This is a genomic window from Pseudomonas sp. MF08817, assembly GCF_059862705.1.
In genome coordinates this window covers 93,863-116,938 of record NZ_JCBCUY010000003.1, presented here as the reverse complement: position 1 = coordinate 116,938, position 23,076 = coordinate 93,863, and the positions used below count along the sequence as shown (strand labels likewise).

General features: G+C 64.4%; 17 protein-coding genes. 13 read left to right on the top strand and 4 right to left on the bottom strand.

Features of this window, described 5'->3' with window-relative positions:
* Nucleotides 1-137 precede the first annotated feature (137 nt).
* The 12 genes from AC19YR_RS03235 (at nucleotide 138) to AC19YR_RS03180 (ending at nucleotide 15,548) form a co-directional block, all read left to right on the top strand.
* Nucleotides 138-1,727, top strand: coding sequence for an ABC-F family ATPase (locus tag AC19YR_RS03235; RefSeq protein ID WP_095108530.1), 1,590 nt, complete (start codon nucleotides 138-140; stop codon nucleotides 1,725-1,727).
* Nucleotides 1,728-2,063: 336 nt separating this feature from the next.
* Complete coding sequence (locus AC19YR_RS03230; protein ID WP_500597113.1) at nucleotides 2,064-4,319, top strand: TonB-dependent receptor; 2,256 nt, start codon at nucleotides 2,064-2,066, stop codon at nucleotides 4,317-4,319.
* A gap of 254 nt (nucleotides 4,320-4,573) precedes the next feature.
* Nucleotides 4,574-5,341: an ABC transporter permease gene (locus tag AC19YR_RS03225; RefSeq protein WP_500597112.1), complete on the top strand. Its 768-nt coding sequence runs from the start codon at nucleotides 4,574-4,576 to the stop codon at nucleotides 5,339-5,341.
* A gap of 9 nt (nucleotides 5,342-5,350) precedes the next feature.
* On the top strand, nucleotides 5,351-6,112 hold the full coding sequence (locus tag AC19YR_RS03220) for an ABC transporter permease (RefSeq protein WP_095108533.1): 762 nt from the start codon (nucleotides 5,351-5,353) through the stop codon (nucleotides 6,110-6,112).
* Nucleotides 6,113-6,123: 11 nt separating this feature from the next.
* Nucleotides 6,124-6,930 carry an ABC transporter ATP-binding protein gene (locus AC19YR_RS03215; RefSeq protein WP_095108534.1) on the top strand — a complete coding sequence of 269 codons (807 nt, stop codon included), beginning with the start codon at nucleotides 6,124-6,126 and terminating at the stop codon, nucleotides 6,928-6,930.
* A gap of 611 nt (nucleotides 6,931-7,541) precedes the next feature.
* Nucleotides 7,542-10,592, top strand: a complete 3,051-nt coding sequence (gene fdnG, locus AC19YR_RS03210; protein ID WP_095108535.1) for a formate dehydrogenase-N subunit alpha — start codon at nucleotides 7,542-7,544, stop codon at nucleotides 10,590-10,592.
* 12 nt (nucleotides 10,593-10,604) lie between these two features.
* The gene (gene fdxH / locus AC19YR_RS03205; protein WP_095108536.1) at nucleotides 10,605-11,498 is read left to right on the top strand and encodes a formate dehydrogenase subunit beta; all 894 of its coding nucleotides are present in this window, start codon (nucleotides 10,605-10,607) and stop codon (nucleotides 11,496-11,498) included.
* Nucleotides 11,495-12,142 (top strand): formate dehydrogenase subunit gamma, encoded by a 648-nt coding sequence (locus tag AC19YR_RS03200; RefSeq protein ID WP_500597107.1) that lies wholly within the window; start codon nucleotides 11,495-11,497, stop codon nucleotides 12,140-12,142. Before fdxH ends, AC19YR_RS03200 begins: the two co-directional genes overlap by 4 nt.
* A complete protein-coding gene (gene fdhE, locus AC19YR_RS03195; RefSeq protein WP_500597106.1) occupies nucleotides 12,139-13,050 on the top strand; it encodes a formate dehydrogenase accessory protein FdhE in 912 nt (303 codons plus the stop codon). Before AC19YR_RS03200 ends, fdhE begins: the two co-directional genes overlap by 4 nt.
* A 194-nt stretch (nucleotides 13,051-13,244) precedes the next feature.
* A complete protein-coding gene (locus tag AC19YR_RS03190) occupies nucleotides 13,245-14,051 on the top strand; it encodes an ABC transporter substrate-binding protein (protein ID WP_095108539.1) in 807 nt (268 codons plus the stop codon).
* Nucleotides 14,052-14,132: 81 nt separating this feature from the next.
* The gene (locus AC19YR_RS03185; protein ID WP_095108540.1) at nucleotides 14,133-14,861 is read left to right on the top strand and encodes an amino acid ABC transporter permease; all 729 of its coding nucleotides are present in this window, start codon (nucleotides 14,133-14,135) and stop codon (nucleotides 14,859-14,861) included.
* Between the two features lie 3 nt (nucleotides 14,862-14,864).
* The gene (locus tag AC19YR_RS03180; RefSeq protein ID WP_095108541.1) at nucleotides 14,865-15,548 is read left to right on the top strand and encodes an amino acid ABC transporter permease; all 684 of its coding nucleotides are present in this window, start codon (nucleotides 14,865-14,867) and stop codon (nucleotides 15,546-15,548) included.
* Nucleotides 15,549-16,183: 635 nt separating this feature from the next.
* Here the strand turns inward: AC19YR_RS03180 and AC19YR_RS03175 are convergent.
* The 3 genes from AC19YR_RS03175 to AC19YR_RS03165 all read right to left on the bottom strand — a co-directional run bounded on the left by AC19YR_RS03175 (nucleotide 16,184) and on the right by AC19YR_RS03165 (nucleotide 20,250).
* Nucleotides 16,184-18,670, bottom strand: coding sequence for a TonB-dependent siderophore receptor (locus AC19YR_RS03175; RefSeq protein ID WP_500597104.1), 2,487 nt, complete (start codon nucleotides 18,668-18,670; stop codon nucleotides 16,184-16,186).
* A gap of 102 nt (nucleotides 18,671-18,772) precedes the next feature.
* On the bottom strand, nucleotides 18,773-19,732 hold the full coding sequence (locus AC19YR_RS03170) for a FecR domain-containing protein (protein ID WP_500597103.1): 960 nt from the start codon (nucleotides 19,730-19,732) through the stop codon (nucleotides 18,773-18,775).
* Nucleotides 19,729-20,250 carry a sigma-70 family RNA polymerase sigma factor gene (locus AC19YR_RS03165; protein WP_095108544.1) on the bottom strand — a complete coding sequence of 174 codons (522 nt, stop codon included), beginning with the start codon at nucleotides 20,248-20,250 and terminating at the stop codon, nucleotides 19,729-19,731. Before AC19YR_RS03165 ends, AC19YR_RS03170 begins: the two co-directional genes overlap by 4 nt.
* A 201-nt stretch (nucleotides 20,251-20,451) precedes the next feature.
* Here AC19YR_RS03165 and AC19YR_RS03160 point away from each other — a divergent pair, with 201 nt between their 5' ends.
* Nucleotides 20,452-22,380, top strand: a complete 1,929-nt coding sequence (locus AC19YR_RS03160) for a DNA topoisomerase III (RefSeq protein ID WP_500597101.1) — start codon at nucleotides 20,452-20,454, stop codon at nucleotides 22,378-22,380.
* A 20-nt stretch (nucleotides 22,381-22,400) separates the two neighbouring features.
* On the opposite strand, the gene AC19YR_RS03155 is transcribed toward AC19YR_RS03160, so the two are convergent.
* Nucleotides 22,401-23,048, bottom strand: a complete 648-nt coding sequence (locus AC19YR_RS03155; RefSeq protein ID WP_218192048.1) for a helix-turn-helix transcriptional regulator — start codon at nucleotides 23,046-23,048, stop codon at nucleotides 22,401-22,403.
* Nucleotides 23,049-23,076: the final 28 nt, after the last annotated feature.

Genomic DNA, 23,076 nt, shown 5'->3' with positions numbered 1-23,076 from the left:
CTACGCCAAATGGCTCAGCTCTACCTGCGACTGCAGAGAGCTTGAGACGCTGCCGGTTCGTTACGAACGGGCCCCACGTTGGCCAAGGACGAAGGCTCCTACTCAATACATCGCTGAAACCCCAGCAGGATAAGCAATTGATCTCCACAGCTAACATCACGATGCAGTTCGGCGCCAAGCCGTTGTTCGAGAACGTCTCGGTCAAGTTTGGTGCAGGTAACCGTTATGGCCTGATCGGCGCCAACGGTTGCGGCAAGTCGACGTTCATGAAAATCCTCGGCGGTGACCTCGAGCCGTCCGGCGGCCAGGTCATGCTGGAGCCGAACGTGCGCCTGGGCAAGCTGCGCCAGGATCAGTTCGCCTACGAAGAATTCACCGTGATCGACACCGTCATCATGGGCCACGAGGAGCTGTGGAAGGTCAAGGCCGAGCGCGATCGCATCTACTCGCTGGCGGAAATGACCGAAGAAGACGGCATGGCCGTGGCCGAGCTGGAAACCGAGTTCGCCGAGATGGACGGCTACACCGCCGAGTCCCGCGCCGGCGAACTGCTGCTGGGCCTGGGCATCGGCATCGAGCAGCACCTGGGCCCGATGAGCGAAGTCTCGCCAGGCTGGAAGCTGCGTGTGCTGCTGGCCCAGGCGCTGTTCTCGGACCCGGAAGTGCTGCTGCTCGACGAGCCGACCAACCACCTGGACATCAACACCATCCGCTGGCTGGAAAACGTGCTGACCCAGCGCAACAGCCTGATGATTATCATTTCCCACGACCGTCACTTCCTCAACAGCGTGTGCACCCACATGGCTGACCTGGACTACGGCGAGTTGCGCCTGTTCCCGGGCAACTATGACGAGTACATGACCGTGGCTACCCAGTCGCGTGAGCAATTGCTCTCGGACAACGCCAAGAAGAAGGCCCAGATCAGCGAACTGCAATCGTTCGTCAGCCGTTTCTCGGCCAACGCCTCCAAAGCCAAGCAGGCCACGTCCCGCGCCAAACAGATCGACAAGATCCAACTGGCCGAAGTCAAGCCATCGAGCCGGGTCAGCCCGTTCATTCGCTTTGAGCAGAACAAGAAGCTGCACCGCCAGGCCGTTATCGTCGAGCGCATGGCCAAGGGTTTTGACGGCAAGCCCCTGTTCAAGGATTTCAGCTTCACCGTCGAAGCCGGCGAGCGCGTGGCGATCATCGGCCCCAACGGTATTGGCAAGACCACCCTGCTGCGCACCCTGGTCAATGAGCTGAGCCCGGATGCCGGTTCGGTGAAATGGACCGACGCCGCCGAAATCGGCTACTACGCCCAGGACCACGCCTCGGACTTCGAAGACGAGTCGAGCCTGTTCGACTGGATGGGTCGCTGGACCCAGGGCGGCGAGCAACTGGTACGCGGCACCCTGGGCCGCATGCTGTTCTCCAACGACGAGATCCTCAAGTCGGTCAAGGTCATCTCCGGTGGTGAGCAAGGCCGCATGCTGTTCGGCAAGCTGATTTTGCAAAAGCCCAACGTGCTGGTGATGGACGAACCGACCAACCACTTGGACATGGAATCGATCGAGGCGCTCAACCTGGCGCTGGAGAACTACCCCGGCACGCTGATTTTCGTCAGCCACGACCGCGAGTTCGTTTCGTCCCTGGCCACGCGCATCATCGAGCTGAGCCCAAGCGGCGTGATCGACTTCAGCGGCACCTATGACGACTACCTGCGTAGCCAAGGTGTGCTGATCTAGGCCAGCCACGACAAGCCTTAAGCGGTAAGCTCTTGGCTCGCCGCGCGCAACTTGCAGCTAAAAGCTAGAAGCTTGCGGCTCCACGAAAGCCCTGTCCTGGTGACAGGGCTTTTTGCGTCTGGGGTGGCCGGGTTGTTGCTCCAGCAACAGTGGGCAAGCAGTGGCTGTTGGATTTGCTGAGGGCCAAAGGCTTCGCCACAACGTTTCTAGAAACCAGTAAAAGCATTATTTATCAGTCGCTTATCACCCAATAGCCGGCTCAAAAAACAGCCATTTTTCCCTTGGCACGATCTCTGCTCTAGCCCCTTCAGTGAATTTTTTCCGGGGGAGACAGACATGCACCAACTTAATCCGATTACCAAGGGCCTGTGGCTCAGCCTGTTATTGGCCGGGGGCGCGGCCAGCGATCTGGCGCTGGCCGCCGAGGCGCTGGGCAGTGACGCGGCAAGCAACGAGCCGGCACTCAAAACCGTGACCGTGACCGCCCAGCACCGCGAGCAAACCTTGCAGGAAGTGCCGGTGGCCGTGTCCGCCGTGCAGGGCACCCGTATCACCGCCGACGGCGTGCGCGCCATGGGCGATATCACCACGTTCATTCCCAACGCCTCGGCGAAGAACCCCGACGGCGACGGCCGCCCGCGCTGGTACATCCGTGGCCTGGGCACCGGCGATACCGGCGCGGCCACGGTGTTCCCGGTGGGCATCTATGCCGACGACGTGTACCTCAACGCGCCGATTGCCGGGGGCGGCCCGCTGTTCGACCTGGAACGCATCGAGATCCTGCGCGGGCCCCAAGGCACCCTGTACGGCAAGAACACCACGGCCGGCGCGGTCAATGTGATCTCGAAAAAACCCACCTTCGACACCGACGGCTACGGCACGCTCGGTGTTGGCAGCAAGAACGAACGCATCCTCAGCGGCGCCCTCGGCGGTGCCCTGGTGGACGAACGCCTGGCGGCGCGGGTGGCGTTGTATTCCGAGGAGCGCGACGGCTTCCAGAAGAACCTCGACGACGACCACAGCTACGGCGACGTCAACAAAAAAGCCGTGCGCGTGCAGTTCCTCGCCCAGCTCAACCCGGACTTGCAAGCCCTGCTGAAAATCCACAGCCGCGAACACAAGGGCGACGGCAGCAACGGCTCGCTGCCGGTGGGCCGCTACTACAACGTCGGCTACCAGCGCCCCCATGGCCGCGACAACGACCTGAACGTGGACGAAGACGCCAAGCTCAACCACGACGGCACTTCCCTGACCCTCAACTGGAACCTGGGGGACTACACCCTCACCGCCATCAGCGCCTACGACCACCTCCGCGGGCAGTCGGTGAGCGACGCCGACTACACGCCCTACGAAGTCAACGGCGCCGCCGACAACGACAACCAATACACCCAGTATTCCCAGGAGCTGCGCCTGGCCTCGCCCCAGCAGGAAACCCTGCGCTGGCTGGTGGGCGCCCACTACTTCCACGAAGACCTGGACAGCAGCAGCGTGCGCACCATCACCCCAGGCCCGACGCCCAATGGCAGCGGCTCCAACCAAACAGGCGGCGCCACGGTTTTTCGTGACCTCAACTACGACCACCAAACCGACAGCTACGCGCTGTTCGGCAACCTGACCTACGACTTCACCGACAACTTCACCGTCACCGGTGGTCTGCGCTGGACCCAGGAAAAGAAAGACATCGACCTCAACCTCACCCAACTGACCCGCGCCAGCGCCAACGGCCCGTTGATTCCCCTGAGCGCCGCTGGCAGCAACGGCAGCCGCGAGGACAACAAAACCTGGGAAGCCTGGACCTACGACCTCACGCCCGAATACCGGATCAACGACAACGTGCGGGTGTTTTTGCGCTACGCCCACGGTTTTCGTTCCGGCGGCTTCAACACCGGGCTGTCCACCAGCCTGGCGCAGCTGACCTCGGTGGATCCGGAGCAACTGGACGCCTACGAAATCGGCGTCAAGTCCGAGTGGTTCAACAATCGCCTGAGCGCCAACGCGAACATTTTCTACTACGACTACAGCGACATTCAGGTCAACCTGCTGACCGTCAACAACGGCGTGCTCACCACGGCCCTCACCAACGGCGCCAAGGGCAAGGTCAAGGGCGCGGAGCTGGAACTCGAAGGCCAACCCACCGACTACCTGCACCTGCGCGCGGCGGTGTCGTTCCTGGACACCGAATACACCGATTTCAAGAACACCAACCCCAACACCGGCGACTACAGTGGCAACCGCTTCGTGCGCTCGCCGCGCCATGTGGTGTCCCTGGGCGCCGACTACACCATCCCCCTGCAGGTGAGCGGCAAACTGGTGGCCGGCGGCGACGTCAGCTACCGCGACAAGGAGTTCTTCCTCGCCGACCGCCAGGGTGGCGGTGCCGACAAAACCCTCAACCAACCCCACTACACCTTGGCCAACACGCGCCTGACCTGGTTCAGCCCGGACGAAAAACTCAGCGTCACGGGGTTTGTCAACAACGTCACCGACCGCCGCTACCAGGTGCACGGGCGGCCCAACGGCCCGGTCGGCCAGTACGTCATCACCTACGGCGACCCGCGCACCGTGGGCCTGAGTGTGACGAGCCGGTTCTGATTTCCTGGCTATTTGTAGGTAGCACGCGAGCCTGGTGACGGGCTGCTGATGGGGTGTTGCTCCAGCAGCAGTCGCGGCCCCCTCCCGCTATGTGTGGGAGCGGGCTCGCCCGCGATAGCGGCCGGCCAATTCCCCATTTTGGCCGCTGACACCGTGCAATCGCGGGCGAGCCTGCTCCCACAGGGCCATAGGTACACGGCCCTGGCACAGCTCTTGCGATAGCCCCCCGGTACTTCGCTCATTTAAGGCTGACCATGCCCAATCGCCCTCGCCGTTTACTGCTTGCCCTGACCTGGCTGATCTCGCCCCTGGCCCTGCTTGCCCTGTGGGCGGCGGTGGCGGCCGCCGGTGTGTTCCCGCGCAACCTGTTGGTGCCGCCGCTGGCGGTGGTGCAGACCTTCGCCGAGCTGCTGGCCAGTGGCGAACTGCAAGAACACCTGCACAGCAGCCTGTCGCGCCTGGGCCTGGGCTTTGCCTTTGGCGCCCTCGGTGGCCTGGGGTTGGGGGTGTTGATGGCGCTGTCGAAAACCGTCGACGCCTATTGCGGGCCGCTGTTCCACACCCTGCGCCAGATCCCCAGCATCGCCCTGATCCCGATGTTCGTGTTGCTGTTTGGCATCGACGAAACCTTCAAGATCATCATCGTCGCCAAGGCCGCGTTCTTTCCCGTGGCCCTGGCCGCCAGCGAAGGGGTACGGGCGATCCCGCGCAGCTATTTCGAGGTGGCCCAGGTGTATCGCTTGCCCTGGCCCACGTTCGTCTGGCGCATCGCCCTGCCCGCCGCCACGCCGCCGATCATCACCGGCCTGCGCATCAGCCTGACCCGCGCCTGGGTGGTGCTGGTGGCCACCGAGTTGCTGGCGGCCGACAGCGGCCTGGGGCAGATGATCGAGATGAGCCGGCAGATGCTGCGCATCGACATCGTGATGGTCGGGGTGGTGGTCACCGGCGTCGTCGGTTTTGCCCTGGATTTTTCCTTTCGCACCCTCGAACAGCGCTTGTTGCGCTGGCAAACCCGCTAGGAGGCGCTGATGCCCACATTGCTTGAAAGAACCCGCGGGCTCTTGCTGCCGCTGCTGTTGCTCGGCGCCTGGGAATACGCCTCGCGCCAGGACGCCGCCGGGGCCTACGCCTTTGTACCGCTATCGACCATCGGCGCCGCCCTGTTGGAACTGCTGGGCAACGGCGAGTTGCTGGTCAACCTGCTCGCCAGCCTCGCCCGCACATGCACCGGCCTGGCCGTGGGCATTGTCGCCGGCGTCGCGCTGGGGGTGGCCATGGCCCTGTCGGCACGGGCCAATCGCTTGATCGGGCCGCTGTTTCATGCGATCCGCCAGGTACCGATGCTCGGCTGGATCCCGCTGATCGCCATGTGGTTCGGCAATGGCGAGTTTTCCAAGGTGCTGATCGTCTCCCTCGCCGCGTTCTACCCCATGGCGCTCAACACCTACCAGGGTTTTCATCACGTCGAGCAGCGCTACCGCGAGGTGGGCCAGGTGCTGGTGCTTAGCCGCCGCCAGCAGTTTGTCCATGTGCTGTGGCCCGCCGCACTGCCGAGCCTGTGCACCGGGGTGCTGCATGCACTGGCGTTTGCCTGGGTGACAGCGGTGGGCAGCGAGCTGTTCCTGGCCTCCGGCGCCGGCCTGGGCAACCTGATGATGAACGCCGAGGCCGGCTCGCGCATGGAGGTGATCGTGCTGTGCGTGCTGTGCATCGGCCTGCTCGGTTATGTGATGAACCTGTTGTTTACCCGTTTGAGCCGCCACCTGCTGCGCTGGCGCCCGACCCGTTGAGAGGCCTGCCCATGAACGCCATCGCCCCATTCGCCACACATACCGGCGCACCTGCCGCGCTGGCCGCCGCCAGCGGCGCCGTGCAGGTCCGTGGCCTGAACAAGACCTACCGCCTGCAGGGCAAGGCCCTGCCGGTGCTTGCCGACATCGAGCTGGACGTGCGCCCCGGCGAGTTCGTCAGCATTGTCGGCGCCAGCGGTTGCGGCAAATCCACCCTGCTGCGCCTGATCGTGGGCCTGGAGGCCGAGTACGAGGGGCAGATCCGCCTCGACGGCGCGCTCATTACCGGCACCAGCCTGGAGCGCGGCATCGTGTTCCAGGACCACCGCTTGTTCCCCTGGATGAGCGTGGCCCAGAACATCGCCCTGGCCCTGAAAAACCACGCCCTGCCCCAGGCCGAGAAGGCGCGCCTGGTGGCCGAGCACATTGCCCTGGTCAACCTCGACGGCTTCGCCGACGCCTACCCGCACCAGCTCTCCGGCGGCATGGCGCAGCGCGCGGCCATTGCCCGGGCGCTTATCAACAAACCCAAAGTGCTGCTGCTGGACGAACCCCTGGGCGCCCTCGACGCCCTGACCCGGGTGCACTTGCAGCACGAGTTGCAGCGCATCTGGGTGCAACAGCGCTGCACGGTCATCATGGTCACCCACGACATCGAAGAAGCCCTGTACCTAGGCGACCGGGTGATCGTGATGGACGCCCACCCAGGGCGGATCAAGCGCCAGATCCACGTCGACCTGCCCCACCCCCGCGACCGCGCATCGCCCGTGCTGCAAGGCTACAAGGAGCAATTGCTGGAGGAGTTGGTGGGTCATTGAGCCCGAGAGGGCTGTGGGAGGACTCTCTGTAGCGGGAACTGCCTGTGGGAGCGAGCCTGCTCGCGATAGCGGCCTGTCTGTTACACCGCTATCGCGAACAGGCTCGCTCCCACAACCTCGTCCCCACCGTGAGGCGGTTATTGCCTGAGCAAACTTTGCGACACCCCAAGCACAACTTCTTATATATAAATTGACCCAGATCAACAAAACCAAACTTAATTAACTTTCCAGCCTCAGAAACAGCAAAAACTTGTAGGCCAGCAACTTTCTATCGCCATCATAGACGCTATCGATAATACTATCGACAAGCTTGATTGGCACCCAAAAAACTTCGCACTTACACTGCGCACCTTGTAAACCGGGGCTTGGCGCCCATACCGCTACCACCAAAGTCGTATATACGCCAAATAACTCAGTGTTTTAATGGGTTATCCGCCACTACCAACTACCCTCTGCAAAACGCCCGCCGAATAACTAATAACCTCACGGCGCGCGCTCGGTATTTGTCCGGATTTTGTATTAACCGTGAATAAGAAATCCTTGCGGGGGTTACCTCGTTATATAGGCGCTTGCCTGATGAGTCGTAACGCCGCCTGAACCAGGAGATTTAAATGGACCTTGGCAGAAGACAGTTCTTCAAGCTTTGTACTGTCGGCGTGGCTACGGCTACGACCGCGACCCTGGGCTTTGCCCCTGGCGTGGCGCAGGCAACGCAGTCGCGCCAGTACAAGCTGCTGCGGGCCAAGGAAACCCGCAATAACTGCACCTACTGCTCGGTCGGCTGCGGCATTTTGATGTACAGCCTGGGCGACGGCGCGAAGAACGCCAAGGCGCGGATTTTCCACATCGAAGGCGACCCCGATCACCCGGTCAGCCGTGGCTCGCTGTGCCCCAAGGGCGCGGGCCTGGTGGACTACATCCACAGCGAGCAGCGCCTGCTGTTCCCTGAATACCGCGCGCCGGGTTCCGACACTTGGCAGCGCATCAGTTGGGAGCACGCCATCGAGCGCATCGCGCGCCTGATGAAGGACGACCGCGACGCCAACTTCATCGAGAAAAACGCCAAGGGCACCACGGTCAACCGCTGGCTCAGCACCGGCATGCTTTGCTCCTCGGCGGCCAGCAGCGAAACCGGCTCGCTGGACCAGCGCTTCACCCGCGCCCTGGGCATCCTGGGCACCGACAGCCAGGCCCGGGTGTGCCACGCGCCGACGGTGTCGGCCCTGGCGCCGACCTTTGGCCGTGGCGCCATGACCAACAACTGGGTGGACATCAAGAACGCCAACGTGGTGCTCATCATGGGCGGCAACCCCGCCGAGGCGCACCCCGTGGGCTTTAAGTGGGTGATCGAAGCCAAGATCCGCAACGGCGCCAAGGTGATAGTCGTGGACCCGCGCTTCAACCGCAGCGCAGCGGTGGCCGACATCTACTCGCCGATCCGCGCCGGCTCCGACGTGACCTTCCTCATGGGCATGGTCAACTACCTGATTACCCACGACAAAATCCAGCATGAGTACGTGCGCGCCTACACCAACGCCAGCCTCATCGTGCGCCCCGACTATGCGTTCGACGATGGCCTGTTCAGTGGCTACGACGCGAAAAAACGCAGCTACGACCGCAGCTCCTGGACCTACGAACTCGACGCCCAGGGCTTTGCCAAGCGCGACCCGACCCTGAGCCACCCGCGCTGCGTGTGGAACCTGCTCAAGGCCCACGTCAGCCGCTACACCCCGGAAATGGTCACCAACATCTGCGGCACACCCAAGGACGACTTCCTGAAGATCTGCGCGATCCTGGGCGAAACCAGCGCCCCGGACAAAACCGCGACCTTCCTCTACGCCCTGGGCTGGACCCACCACACCAACGGCGCGCAGATGATCCGCGGCTCGGGCATGCTGCAATTGCTGCTGGGCAACATCGGCATGGCCGGCGGCGGCGTCAACGCCTTGCGCGGCCACTCCAACATCCAGGGCTACACCGACCTGGGCCTGCTGTCGCTGCGCCTGCCCGGTTACATGAACCTGCCCTCGGACGAACAGACCGACCTGGCCACCTACCTCAAGCAAACCACGCCCACCGCGTTGCAGGCCGACCAGGTCAACTACTACAAGAACACGCCGAAATTCTTCGTCAGCATGATGAAGAGCTTCTGGGGCGACAAAGCCACCCAGGCCAACGACTGGGGTTTCGACTGGCTGCCCAAGTGGGATGACAGCTACGACATCATCAACTTCACCAACCGCATGTACGAAGGCAAGGTCAACGGCTACATCGCCCAGGGCTTCAACCCGGTGGCCGCGTTCCCGGACAAGAACAAAGCCTCGGCGGCCCTGGCCAAGCTCAAGTTTCTGGTGATTATCGACCCGCTCGCCACCGAGACCTCCAGCTTCTGGAAAAACCACGGCGAGCAGAACGACGTCGACACCGCCGCCATCCAGACCGAAGTGTTCCGCCTGCCCTCCTCCTGTTTTGCCGAGGAGAACGGCTCGATCGTCAACTCCGGGCGTTGGCTGCAATGGCACTGGGCCGGCGCCGCGCCGCCGGGCGAGGCCTGGCACGACGGCAAGATCCTCGGCCACCTGTTCCTCAAACTGCGTGAGCTGTACGCCAAAGAAGGCGGCGCCAACCCGGCGCCGATCCTCAACATGGCCTGGGACTACAAAGACCCGCTGGACCCGGCCCCCGAAGAAGTGGCCAAGGAATCCAACGGCTATGCCCTGGCCGACCTGTACGACGACAAAGGCGCGCTGATACTGCGCAAGGGCCAGTTGCTCAACGATTTTTCCCAATTGCGCGACGACGGCAGCACGGTGTGCTTCAACTGGATCTTCGCCGGTTCCTGGACCGAGCAAGGCAACCAGATGGCCCGGCGCGACAACGCTGACAGCGGCTTGGGCTGCACCCCGGGCTGGGCCTGGGCCTGGCCGCAGAACCGGCGCATCCTCTACAACCGCGCCTCGGCCGACCCCCAGGGCCAGCCATGGGACCCCAAACGCAAAATCATCGGCTGGGACGGCACCCGCTGGAGCGGCAGCGACGTACCGGACTTCCCCGTCGGCGTGGCACCGGGCACCAGCACCAGCCCCTTCATCATGCTGCCCGAAGGTGTGGGCCGGTTGTTCTCGGTGGGCGCGCTCAACGACGGGCCGTTCCCGGAGCACTACGAACCCACCGAGAGCCCGCTGCTCAACAACCCGCTGCACCCTAACGTCACCTACAGCCCCACGGCGCGCCTGTATGAGCACGACCGTTCGCGCATGGGCAAACGGGACGAGTTCCCCTACGTGGCTACCACCTACTCGATCACCGAGTTGTTCCGCCACTGGACCAAGCACTCGCGCCTCAACGCCATCGTGCAGCCCGAGCAGTTCATCGAGATCGGCGAAAAGCTCGCGGCGGAAAAAGGCATCGTCCAGGGCGACACCGTGCGCGTGAGCACCAAGCGTGGCTACATCAAGGCCAAAGCCGTGGTGACCAAGCGCATCCGGCGCCTGGCCATCGACGGCCAGGACGTGGACACCATCGGCATCCCCTGCCACTGGGGCTACGAAGGGTCGACGCGCAAAGGCTTTTTGGCCAACACCCTGACGCCCGGTATCGGCGACTCCAACACCCACACGCCTGAGTACAAGGCCTTCCTCGTCAACATTGAAAAGGTCTAACGGAGCGCCCTTATGTCCCTGCAATCCCAAGACATCATCAAACGCTCCGCCACCCACGTGCTGACCCCGGCGCCCCACGCCCGCGACCAGCAAATGGAAGTGGCCAAGCTGATCGACGTGAGCATCTGCATCGGCTGTAAGGCCTGCCAGGTGGCGTGCAACGAGTGGAACGACCTGCGCGACGAAGTCGGGCACAACGTCGGTGTCTACGACAACCCGGCCGACCTCTCGGCCGACACCTGGACCCTGATGCGCTTCGACGAAGTCGAGGACGAAAGCGGCAAGCTCGAATGGTTGATCCGCAAGGACGGCTGCATGCACTGCGCCGACCCGGGCTGCCTCAAGGCCTGCCCGCAACCGGGGGCGATCATCCAGTACGCCAACGGCATCGTCGATTTCCAGTCCGAGCACTGCATCGGCTGCGGCTACTGCATCGCCGGGTGCCCGTTCGACGTGCCGCGCATCAACAAGAAGGACAACAAGGCCTACAAGTGCACCCTGTGCGTGGACCGCGTGGCGGTCGGCCAGGAGCCGGCGTGCGTCAAGACCTGCCCCACCGGCGCGATCAACTTCGGCAGCAAGCAAGACATGCAGCACCTGGCCGGCGAGCGCGTGGTGGAGTTGCAGGGCCGCGGCTTTGCCGGCGCCGGCCTGTATGACCCGCAAGGCGTGGGCGGCACCCACGTGATGTACGTGCTGCAACACGCCGACAAGCCGCACCTGTACCACAAGCTGCCCACCGACCCGCGTATCAGCACAGCGATCCAGGGCTGGAAAGGCTGGATGAAACCCCTGGCCGCCGCCGCGTTCTTCGCCACCCTCGGCGCGACGATGTTCCACTACATCGCCACCGGGCCCAACGAAGTGGACGAGCAGGAAGAACACGAAGAGGACACCCTGGTATGAACAAGGACAAAATGATCCTGCGCACGCCGTTCCTGGAACGCGCCTGCCATTGGCTGATGGTGCTGTGCTTCATCGCGGTGGCCCTGTCGGGGCTGTCGTGGTTCTTCCCTTCGTTCAACGGCCTTAACGCCGTGTTCGGCACGCCGCAACTGGCGCGCATCCTCCATCCGTTCTTCGGCGTGGCGGTGTTTTTGGCCCTGGTGTTCCTGTTTATCCGCTTCGTCAACTACAACCTGCCCGAACCCGAAGACAAGGAGTGGTTCACCCACCTCGACCGGGTCATCAGCGCGCGCCACGACAAGCCCCTGCACATCGGCAAGTACAACCCCGGGCAGAAGCTGTTGTTCTGGGGAATCATGGGCCTGATTAGCCTGCTGTTGCTCAGCGGCGTGGTGATCTGGCGGCCGTACTTCGCGCCGCTGTTCAGCATTCCGGTGATCCGCGTCGGCCTGTTCGTGCATGCCCTGGCCGGGTTGTCGCTGATCCTGCTGGTGATCGGCCACGCGTACCTGGCGTTCTGGATCAAAGGCTCGATCCGCGGCATGGTCACCGGCTACGTCACCCGCAACTGGGCCAAGCAGCACCACGACCGCTGGTATCGCCAACTCAACGCCAAACAGCGCAAGGCCCGGGGCCCGAAATGAACAGCATCCACCTGACCCCGGTGCAGGAGCGCAGCCCCGGCATCGGCGAAATCACCGCGCTGCTGCTGCCCGAACTGGGCCGGCGCTATAGCCTGCGGGCCCAGCGCCTGCGCCACTTGGCGGCGGAGCATGCGATGGGCGACTACCTGCGCTTTGTCGCGCGCATCGCCGACGTGCAGCAGCAACTGCTCGACAGCGCACCGCTGCCCGCCGCCCTCAAGGCCTCCCTGGCCGCGCGCCTGGAGCATCCCGGCGCGCCCCTGGCCGGCAACGCCGACCTGAGCGAGCCCTACTGGCAAGAACTGCTGCGCCACCTGTGCGAAGCGCTGTACATCGACAGCTCGCCGACCATCCGCGCCACCCTCGATGCCGTCACCGCGCTGGACGCCGCCGCCCTGCACGCCAAGGCCCAGGCCCTGCTGGCGGGGCGTTTCGCCGAGGTCGACAGCGGCCAGGCACTGTTTATCTGGGCGGCCCTGGCGCTGTACTTCACCCAACTGGCGGCGCATTTGCCGGCCTCGGCCAAGGCCTGTGTCGGCGAGCACCGCCAGCATTGCCCGGTGTGCGCCAGCACCCCGGTGGCCAGCCTGATAATGAGCGGCGCCCAGGCCGGCCTACGCTATTTGCACTGCGGCCTGTGCGAGAGCCGCTGGCACATGGTGCGGGTCAAGTGCAGCAACTGCGAAGCCACCGGCAACCTCGACTACTGGAGCCTGGAGCAGCACAACGCCGCCGCCAAGGCCGAGAGTTGCGGCGACTGCCACAGCTACCTGAAGGTGTTCTACCCCGAGCACGACAGCGCCTTGGAGCTGGTGGCCGACGACCTGGCCAGCCTGGCCCTGGACGGCGAAGTCGAACGCCAGGGCTTTGCCCGCAGCGGCCTCAACCCGTTTTTGTTCCCCGGCTGAAAAAAACCGCTGCGGCGTTTTGCCCCTTGCCCCCACGCAACGCCGCGAGCGCTCTGGCTCGCGGCTTTGGCGCTGAGATCAAAAAGCCACCTTATGCGATTTAGGAATCAGCAAATTCTTTTATATTCCTTTAACGTTTTGCAACAGGCTGCAAGACTCGGCACCAGAATCATCCATTAAGTGTTGAGAACCCCATGAAAAAATTGACTGCCCTCACCGCCCTCACCCTCGCCGTGCTGTCCGGCCTGGCCCACGCCGATCGCCTGGATGACATCAAGAAATCCGGCGTACTGCGCGTGGCTTCGTTCGACAGCAACCCACCGTTCGGCTTTATCGACGCCAAAAGCAAGCAGATCGAAGGCCTGGACGTGGACTACGCCAAGGCCATCGCCGACAAGCTCGGGGTGAAGCTGCAACTGCAACCGACCAACCCGGCCAACCGCGTGCCGTTGCTGGTGGCTAACAAGGTCGACCTGGTGCTGGCCAACTTCACCATCACCCCCGAGCGCGCCGAGCAGGTCAACTTCAGCATTCCTTACTTCAGCTCCGGCCAGCAGTTCATCGTCAAGAAAGGCACCCTCAAGTCCCCTGAAGACCTGAACAAATGGCGCGTCGGCGTAGACAAAGGCACCGTCAACGAAGGCGTGCTGCGCGACAAGTTCCCCGGCGCCAAAGTGATCGCCTATGACGACACCCCGTTCGCCTTCACCGCCCTGCGCAACGGCAACGTGCAAGCCATTACCCAAGACGGCCCGAAACTCATCGGCCTGCTGGCCAACGTGCCGGACAAGGACAAGTACGAAGTACCGCCGTTCACCATCTCCAACGACCTGATCGGCGTGGGCGTGCCCAAGGGCGAAACCGCCCTGACCGAAGTGGTCAACCAGACCCTGCTGGAGCTGGAAAGCAAAGGCCAGGCGCAGAAGATCTACGACACCTGGTTCGGCCCCGACACCAAGACCCCGCTGACCCGCCTCTACAAGATCGGCGACAAGAGCTGAGCCCAGCGCTGTGTAATGCCACCAACAGCCCGCAGCGGATCACCGCGCGGGCGTTTTTGATTCTGCATGGACACTGCTGTGATGTTCGGTGAACTGCTCGGCCCGCAATACCTGCACTGGTTGTTCGATGGATTTGTCCTGACCCTGGCCCTGAGCGCCGTGGTTTGCCTGGTGGCCACAGCCCTGGGTTTCGTGGTCTGCCTGGCGCGCCTGTCGCCCTCGCGGCTGCTGGCCTGGCCGGCCCACGCCTACCTGGCGCTGTTTCGCAATACGCCGCTGCTGGTGCAGCTGTTTTTCTGGTACTTCGGCGTCAGCGCCCTGCTGCCCGAAGCCCTGGTGATGTGGTTGAACATGCCCCACGAGATCAGCCTCGCGGGCTGGGTCATCGGTTGGCCGTCCTTTGAGTTCATCGCCGGTTTCTGGGGCCTGACGCTCTACACCGCGGCTTTTATCGCCGAAGAATTCCGTGCCGGCATCGCCTCGGTACGCACCCAGCAGCGCGAGGCCGGTTTCGCCCTGGGCCTGCGCAGCGCCCAGGTGTGGCTGTACGTGGTGTTGCCGCAAGCCTTGCGCACCGCATTCGGGCCGCTGTTGGGGCAGTACATGAACGCATTGAAGAACTCGTCCCTGACCATGGCCATCGGCTTGGCCGAGTTGTCCTACGCCTCGCGCCAGGTCGAAACCGAAACCTTCAAGACCTTCCAGGCCTTCGGCTTCGCCACCCTGCTCTACGTGCTCAGCATTGCCCTGATCGAAGCCATCGGGCAGTGGGTGCAGCACAGCAAGCGCTATCGCCAGGGAGCGGCTTGAGCCATGGACTTTTCCGTCATTAGCGACAACCTCGACTACTTCCTGATTGGCGCCTACCCCAACGGCCCCCTTGGCGGTGCAGCGCTGACCCTGGTGCTGAGCCTGCTGTCCGGCACCATCGCCGCCGCCCTGGGCCTGGCCTTGGGCTTGGGCCTGACCCTGCTCAAAGGCTGGCCCCGGGGCGTGTTGCTGGCGGTGCTGGGCTTTTTACGGGCGATCCCGGTGCTGATGCTGATTTTCTGGAGCTACTTCCTCCTGCCCATCGTCTTCAAGGTGGACGTACCGGCCCTGGCCACGGTGGTCTGCGCCCTGTCGCTGATCGGTGGGGCCTACCTGGCGCACTCGGTACACGCCGGCATCCAGAGCCTGCCCACAGGCCAATGGGCCGCCGCCCGCGCCCTGGGCATGCAGCCTTGGCAGGTGCTGCGCCTGATAATCCTGCCCCAGGCCCTGCCGATCATGCTGCCCTCGTTCCTCAACCAGTGGATCAGCCTTATCAAGGACACCTCCCTGGCCTACGTCATTGGAGTGGGTGAGTTGTCGTTCGTCGCCACCCAGGTCAGCAACCGGGTCATGGTCCATCCCACGGAGATCTTCCTGTTCGTGGCCCTGGTGTACTTCCTGTTCTGCGCCAGCCTCGACCTGGCCGCCAACTGGCTGACCCGCAAACCCACCCGCGCGTCGTAGCAAGCGGAGCACCGCCCGGCCCGCTCCCACAGCGGAGCGGCGGGCCAGCCAGCATAAGTGATCGACACCAGAGTGGGAGCGAGCCTGCTCGCGATGGCGGTATTCCAGCCTCGATAACTGCATGGCCTGAACCGGCCTCATCGCGGGCAAGGCCCGCTCCCACCGTTGGAATGGTGGGTGTTCCTCTGTAGGAGCGAGCCTGCTCGCGATGGCGGTATTCCAGCCTCGATAGCTGCATGGCCTGGACCGGCCTCATCGCGGGCAAGGCCCGCTCCCACCGTTGGAATGGTGGGTGTTCCTCTGTAGGAGCGAGCCTGCTCGCGATGGCGGTATTCCAGCCTCGATAACTGCATGGCCTGAACCGCCCTCATCGCGGGCAAGGCCCGCTCCCACCGTTGGAATGGTGGGTGTTCCTCTGTAGGAGCGAGCCTGCTCGCGATGGCGGTATTCCAGCCACGATAACTGCATGGCCTGGACCGGCCTCATCGCGGGCAGGGCCCGCTCCCACCGTTGGAATGGTGGGTGTTCCTCTGTAGGAGCGAGCCTGCTCGCGATGGCGGTATTCCAGCCACGATAACCGCATGGCCTGGACCGGCCTTATCGCGGGTAAGGCCCGCTCCCACAGGGGATGGGGCTTAGAACGCGGCCTTGACCGAGACCATGAAGTTGCGCGGTTCGCCGTAGAAGTTGCCGAAGTTCTCCGTGCCGATGGTGGCGTAGTAGCGCTTATCGAACAGGTTGTTGCCGTTCAGCGCCAGCGACCAGGTGTCGTCGATGCGGTAGCCGATGCGCCCGTTCCAGATGGCGTAGCCGGCCTGGTTGAACTTCTGCCCGGTGGCCGGCGAGGCGCGGAAGTTGTCGCTTTGTGCGTTGACGCCGGCGCCGAGGGTGAAGCGCTCCAGCGACCCGCCCAGGCTGTAGTCGCCCCACAGGCGCAGCATGTGCCGGGGCACGTAGGTGTTGAAAGCCACGCCGTTTTTCGTGGTGTCGATGTCGTCCAGGGTCTTGGTTTGGGTGTAGGTGTAGCCGGCCAGCAGTTGCAGGCGTTCGAGCACCTGGCCGCTGACTTCGGCTTCAAAGCCCTGGGCGCGGACTTTGCCGGCGTTGAGGTAGCAGTAACCGTCCGGGGTGGCGCAGTCGGAGGAGGCGTAGTCGGTTTGCGCCTGGTCTTTGCGCAGGGTGCGGAACAGGTTCACCGAGCTGTTCAGGCGCCCGTCCAGCCACTCGCCCTTGATCCCCAACTCATAGCTCTGCCCCACCATTGGTTTGAGGGAGGCGCCGCTGTCGCTGCGCAAATTGCCCTGCGGGGTAAAGATGTCGGAATAGCTGGCGTAAGCCGTGAGGTGCTCGTTGAGGTCCAGCAGCACCTCGGCGAACGGCGTGACCTGGCCGGTTTCCGTGCTGTTGGACACTTCACGGGTTTGCGAGCGCAGGTAGAACGAGTCGGTATCGGATTTGTACCAACTGACCCGGCTGCCGACGATCAGGGTCAGCGGGTCGGCCAGTTTCAGGCGCAGGGTGGAATACGCGCCGTACTGCTTGGTCAGCGAGTCCACCGGGCCACCACGGGTGGAGTTGTCGGTGAAGTAGTCATCGCTGGGTTCGATGATGTTTTTGTCCGGGTGCAACACGTTTTGGTTCTGCGGCACGAAGGCCACGGAGTAGAAGTCGTCCTTGTGGGAACGGCTGGCGTTGACCCCCACGGTCAGTTCATGTTGCTGGCCCAGGGCATCGAATTTGCCGTCCAGGTAGGCGTCGAAGCCGTAGTCGACCTGGTCGTAGTCATAGAAGCTGCCGAGCATGCGGGTTTCGTTGACGCCCGGGGTCACCGCGCCTGAGGCGAAGGCGTATTTGATGTCTTGGGTGTTCTTGGTGTACACGCCGGCCACTTTGAGCGCCCAGTCGTCGTTGAGCTGATGCTTGATGTCGCCGAACGCCGTGGTGCGTTTGCTGCGCCAGTTGTTCCACGCCGGGTCCAGGCAGGTGGAGCGGCGCAGCTTGAGGTCGCTGCCGTCCTTGTAGCGCGGCAGGCCGCCCCAGCACGGGGTGGCGTCGAGGTCTTCATAGGCCAGGCCGACGCCCAGGGTGGTGTCGGGGCTCAGGTCGAAATCCAGGGCGCCGTAGTAGGTCTGGTCGCGGCGCTCGGCGTTGTCGTAGAAGTAGCGCCGCGACTGCTCGGCCACCACCGCCCGGCCGCGCACGGTGCCGGCGTCGTTGAGGGGGCCGCCGGTGTCGACCTGGCCACGGTAGTTGTCCCAGGTGCCGCCACTGAGCGACAGCTCGGTGTGGGCGCTGCTCTGCCCGCGCTTGCGCACAAAGTTGACCGCGCCCGAGGTGCCGCCCGCGCCTTTCATCATGCCCGCTGCGCCGCGCAGCACTTCCACGCGGTCGAAGTAGGCCATGTCGCTGCTGAAGCTGTCGGCCTGTACGTAGTTGTTGCCCATGTCCAGGGGCACGCCGTCGTACTGGTACTGGCCGAGCATCTGGAAGCCGCGGGAATAGAAGTATTTGCCGCCCATGGGCGAGTCGTAGACGGTGATGCCGGGGACTTTTTCCATCACCTGGTCGATGGTGGTCAGGTTCTGGTCGTCAAGCATCTTGCGGGTCATGACGGTGAGGGACTGGGGCGTGTCCTTGAGGCTGTGGGCGCCCTTGCCGATGGTCACCGCGCCCGTGGTGTAGGAGCCGCTGTTCTCGGTGGTGGCCCCCAGTTGCTCGGCGGAAATGGTGGTGGCCCCCAGTTCCAGGGCCGCGCCGTCGGCCGCCACGGCCCGCAGCACGTAGCTGCCGTTGCTTTGCGCCTCGGCCTGCAAGCCGCTGCCCTGCAGGATGCGGGCAAAACCTTCGGCAACGCCGTAGGCGCCCCGCAGCCCGGCCGAGCGGCGGCCTTCGGTGTAGCGGGCGTCGAATGACAGCGCCACCCCGGCGGCACTGGCAAAACGGCTGAGCACTTCGGCCAGGCTGCCAGCGGCGACGTCGAACGTGCGCGCCGCACCCTGTTCCTGGGCGACCTGGGCCGCCGCCGGCAAGGCCAACCCGGTGCTGCCCACCACCATGCCCAACAGCGCGATCTTGACCCCGTGGGCCAAGCGCCCCGCCCGCGGTTTTTGAATATGAGACATGCGTGCCCTTCCCCGATAACGATTATTAAACTCACTGGGGGATAAGCCGAGCGATGGGCGGTAAAAGTGCAAAGGCCGCAAAAAAATTTTGCCGCGGTTTTTTCAGGCGCTAACGCTGACCCAATAGCGGGTGTAGCGCGTGATGTTGAGGCCAAAGGCGCTGTGCAGCGCGGCCAGGGCCAGGTCGGTGTCGTCCAGCGGGAACGCGCCAGAGACTTTGAGCCCGGCAATCGCCGGGTCGCAGCGCAACACGCCCACCCGGTAACGCGCCAGTTCGGCCAGCAACTCGCCCAAGGGCCGGTCGATGGCAATCAGGCTGCCCTGCTGCCAGGCGCCCACCGACGCATCGTTGGCCCGCACCGGCCCCAACCCCTGCGCTTGCAGGGCCACCCGTTGCCCCGCTTCCAGGCGCAGCGCCGTACGCTGCCCCGCCAGGCTGACTTGCACGGCTTTGTCCAACACCGCCACTTCACCGCCCGCGCCCTCGGCGCGCACGATAAACCGCGTGCCCAGGGCCAGCACGCGGCCCTGGCGGGTCTCGACGCGAAACGGCCGGCGCAGCGGGTCGGCGGCGGTGCTGACGAGGATTTCCCCGGCCAGCAGGTGCAACAAGCGCTGCTGGCCATCGAAGCGCACATTGACCGAGGTATTGGTGTTAAGCAGCAGCGAGCTGCCGTCCGCCAGGCGCACTTCGCGGCGCTCGCCGACGGCGGTGTGGTAATCGGCAAAGCGCTGTTGCGACGCCTCGCTGCGCCAGCCCAGCCAACCCACGGAGCCAGCCGACGCCAGCACCAGCACACTGCGCAGCACCTGGCGGCGCGAGCGCTCGGCCCCGCGCAGGGCTGGCGCCGCCAACTTGCCCGGCACCCCGGCCAGTTGCTCGCGCACCGATTCCATGCGCTGCCAGGCCTGTTCGTGCAGCGGGTCGGCGCCGCGCCAACGGTGCCAGGCCTGCTGGTCTTCGGCCGTGGCAGTGCCGGACTCCAAGCGCGCGAACCACTGCGCCGCGGCACTCAGGGCGGCCAGTTCGGCGGCGGGCAAAGACGACAACAAACGGCTCATGGCGCCTGCACCTGCAGTTGCATCAGGCAGCAATGCTCCATGGCCCGGGCCATGTGGTTGTTCACGCTGCGCACCGAGATACCCAACTGCGCGGCGATCTGCACGTAGGTCAGGCCATCGAATTGGGACAGGATGAAGGTCTGGCGCACTTTCGCGCCCAGGCCTTCGAGCATGCGGTCGATGTCCACCAGGGCCTGCACCATGATCGCCTGCTCCTCGAGGGACGGCTGCTCCCACTGCGGCGCACTGGCCAGCACTTGCAGATAGGACTGCTCCAGGGAGCGGCGGCGGAACAGGTCCACCAGCAAGCCCTTGGCCACCCGCGACAGGTACGGGCGCGGCTCGCGGATGTCCAGGGCATTGCGCGCCTTGATGATGCGCACGAAGGTGTCCTGCACCAGGTCCGCCGCGTCGCTGCCGTTACCCAGGCGCTGGCGCAACCAGCCGTGCAACCAACCCTGATGGGTGCAATAGAGGTCGTTGACGGCACTGCGCAGGGACAACTCGTCGGAAGGCATAACGGCAAAAAGTCGTGAGTGATAATGACTCGCATTGTCGAGTAGAGTCCCGACAATGGCAATAGCCAAGCGCTATCAACCCGCTTTCTACACAGGGCGGCGAAACACCTTTATCTGTATATCCATACAGATAAAGGTTGCCCGATGCGCCATCTCTGGCCATGCTGTAGGCCTGCGCAAACGTTGCAAATGAGGGTGGTTATGCGGCTGTTCCTATGTGAGAAACCTTCCCAGGCCAAAGACATCGCGGCGGTGCTCGGCGCCACACGCCGGGGCGACGGCTGCTGGGTGGGCGCCACTGCCACCGTCACCTGGTGCATTGGCCACTTGCTGGAAACCGCCCCGCCGGACGCCTACGACGAACGCTACAAACGCTGGGTGCTGGCCGACCTGCCTATCGTCCCGGCCCAATGGAAAATGCGCGTCAAACCCAAGACCGCCAGCCAGTTCAAAGTGGTCAAACGCCTGTTGGGCGAGGCCCAGGAACTGGTGATCGCCACCGACGCCGACCGCGAAGGCGAGATGATCGCCCGCGAACTGGTGGAACATTGCCGCTATCGGGGGCCGATCCAGCGCCTGTGGCTGTCGGCCCTGGACGACGCGTCGATCCGCAAGGCCCTGGGCGCCCTCAAGCCCGGCGCCGAGACCTTCAGCCTGTACCACTCGGCCCTGGGCCGCTCCCGCGCCGACTGGCTGATCGGCATGAACATGAGCCGCTTGTTCACCTTGCTGGGGCGCCAGTCTGGCTACCAAGGCGTGCTGCCGGTGGGCCGGGTACAGACTCCGACCCTGCGCCTGGTGGTGGACCGCGACCGCAGCATCGCTGACTTTGTGCCCGTGGCCTACTGGGCCATCGACGTGCAGTTGCGCCATGCCGACACCCTATTCACCGCCCAGTGGCGCGCCCCCGGCGATGCCTGCGACGACCAGGACCGCTGCCTCAACCAGGCCCTGGCCCACAACGCCGCCCAGGCCATGGCCAACGCCGCCAGCGCCCGGGTCACCAAACTGCGCACCGAACGCCTGCGCGAAGTGGCGCCGCTGCCGTTCGACCTGGGCACCCTGCAGGAAATCTGCTCGAAGAAACTCGGCCTCGGCGCCCAGGAAACCCTGGATGTGGCCCAGGCCCTGTACGAAACCTACAAGGTCATCACCTACCCGCGCAGCGACTGCGGCTACCTGCCCCTGAGCCAGCACGGCGAGGCGCCGGCGATCCTCGCTGCCCTGGCCGCCGCCGACCCGGCGCTGGCGGCTTTGGCCCCGCACCTGCGGGCCCAGCGCCGCTCGCGGGCGTGGAACGACGCCAAGGTCAGCGCCCACCACGGCATCATCCCCACCGCTGCGGCCGGCCAATTGGCGCGCCTGAGCGGCAAACACCACGCGGTGTACACCTTGATTCGCGCACGGTATTTGGCGCAGTTCCTCCCCGACCACGAATACGACCGCACCCAGGCCGATTTCGACTGTGCCGGCCACGCCCTGCGAGCGGTGGGCAAAGTGATCGTGGAGCCGGGCTGGAAACGCGCCCTGCCCGAAGCCCTGGCCCCGGCCAAAGGCCGTGAAGCCCCGGCGCCCCAGGCCTTGCCGGCCCTGGCCGAAGGCCTGGACTGCGCGGTGGCCAAGGTCACCCCCAAAGACCTGTGGACCCAACCGCCCAAGCCCTACACCGAAGGCGACCTGATTAAAGCGATGAAAAACGTCGCCAAACTGGTGCAAGACCCACTGCTCAAGCAAAAGCTCAAGGACACCACCGGCATCGGCACCGAAGCCACCCGCGCGGGGATCATCCAGGGCCTGCTGGACCGCGGCTACCTGAGCAAGCACGGCAAGGCCCTGGCCGCCACCGCGCCGGCGTTCAGCCTGATCGATGCCGTGCCCCGGGCCATCGCCGACCCCGGCACCACCGCCATCTGGGAACAGGCGCTGGACATGGTGCAAAGCGGGGAAATGAGCCTGGAGGAATTCGTCACCAAACAGGCCGGCTGGATGAGCAAGCAAGTGGCCCGCTGCGCCGGCCTGAGCCTGACCATCAGCGGCCCCGCCAGCCCCGGCGCCACGCCGTGGAAAAACAAACGCAAAAGCCCCAAACGCAAAACCCCGGCCAAGAAGCCACGCCCCGCGTCGGTGTAGCAACCAGGGTCGCCCGCGTGCTACACCGACGCGGGTAATGGGGTGATGCGGTAAACGCAGCGCCGGGATTCGTCCAGCAGGTGTTCTTCACGGTGCACCAGGGCCTGGGGGCCGGCGACTTCCTGGAACAGTTGCAGCTCGGAGCGGCAAAAGCCCTGGCAGGTGCGGGCCGCCGCGCAGATCGGGCAATGGTCTTCGATCAAGCGCCAGGCGTCGCCGTCGCGCTCGACCCGGGCCATGTAGCCTTCTTCGGTGCGCACCCGCGCCAGTTGCTCCAGGCGTTCGGCCAGGGTCTGGCCGTTGCAGCGCTGCTGGTAGGTGGCACGGGCTTCGCATTCGCGCTGGCCGATCAAGCGGTCCAGGCCTTCTTCGCCGAACAACTGGCGGATCGAGCCGATCAACTGCACCGTCAACTGCGCGTGGGCATCGGGGAAGCGCCGGTTGCCCGCCTCGGTCAACGCCCAGTTCTGCCGTGGCCGGCCGACGCCGGAGGTGGTGTCCTGGTGGCCTTCGATCAGCCCCGCGGCCAGGAGTTTTTGCAGTTGCTGGCGCGCCGCCTCGGCGGTCATGTCCAGGGCCTGGGCGATCGCCGCATTGGGCAACGGGCCACGGGTTTTGAGCAGAAACAGGATGCGTTCTGACGTAGGTTGCCCCTGTGCTTTATCCAAGCTTTCACTTGTGTAACTCAATGTATCC

Bases quoted from the DNA above. Each gene is read 5' to 3' on its own strand.
- fdxH (WP_095108536.1), top strand. From the start codon at position 10,605: ATGTCCCTGCAATCCCAAGACATCATCAAACGCTCCGCCACCCACGTG.
- AC19YR_RS03160 (WP_500597101.1), top strand. From the start codon at position 20,452: ATGCGGCTGTTCCTATGTGAGAAACCTTCCCAGGCCAAAGACATCGCG.
- AC19YR_RS03215 (WP_095108534.1), top strand. From the start codon at position 6,124: ATGAACGCCATCGCCCCATTCGCCACACATACCGGCGCACCTGCCGCG.
- AC19YR_RS03185 (WP_095108540.1), top strand. From the start codon at position 14,133: ATGTTCGGTGAACTGCTCGGCCCGCAATACCTGCACTGGTTGTTCGAT.
- AC19YR_RS03175 (WP_500597104.1), bottom strand. From the start codon at position 18,670: ATGTCTCATATTCAAAAACCGCGGGCGGGGCGCTTGGCCCACGGGGTC.
- AC19YR_RS03190 (WP_095108539.1), top strand. From the start codon at position 13,245: ATGAAAAAATTGACTGCCCTCACCGCCCTCACCCTCGCCGTGCTGTCC.
- fdnG (WP_095108535.1), top strand. From the start codon at position 7,542: ATGGACCTTGGCAGAAGACAGTTCTTCAAGCTTTGTACTGTCGGCGTG.
- AC19YR_RS03225 (WP_500597112.1), top strand. From the start codon at position 4,574: ATGCCCAATCGCCCTCGCCGTTTACTGCTTGCCCTGACCTGGCTGATC.
- AC19YR_RS03200 (WP_500597107.1), top strand. From the start codon at position 11,495: ATGAACAAGGACAAAATGATCCTGCGCACGCCGTTCCTGGAACGCGCC.
- fdhE (WP_500597106.1), top strand. From the start codon at position 12,139: ATGAACAGCATCCACCTGACCCCGGTGCAGGAGCGCAGCCCCGGCATC.
- AC19YR_RS03230 (WP_500597113.1), top strand. From the start codon at position 2,064: ATGCACCAACTTAATCCGATTACCAAGGGCCTGTGGCTCAGCCTGTTA.
- AC19YR_RS03170 (WP_500597103.1), bottom strand. From the start codon at position 19,732: ATGAGCCGTTTGTTGTCGTCTTTGCCCGCCGCCGAACTGGCCGCCCTG.
- AC19YR_RS03220 (WP_095108533.1), top strand. From the start codon at position 5,351: ATGCCCACATTGCTTGAAAGAACCCGCGGGCTCTTGCTGCCGCTGCTG.
- AC19YR_RS03165 (WP_095108544.1), bottom strand. From the start codon at position 20,250: ATGCCTTCCGACGAGTTGTCCCTGCGCAGTGCCGTCAACGACCTCTAT.
- AC19YR_RS03180 (WP_095108541.1), top strand. From the start codon at position 14,865: ATGGACTTTTCCGTCATTAGCGACAACCTCGACTACTTCCTGATTGGC.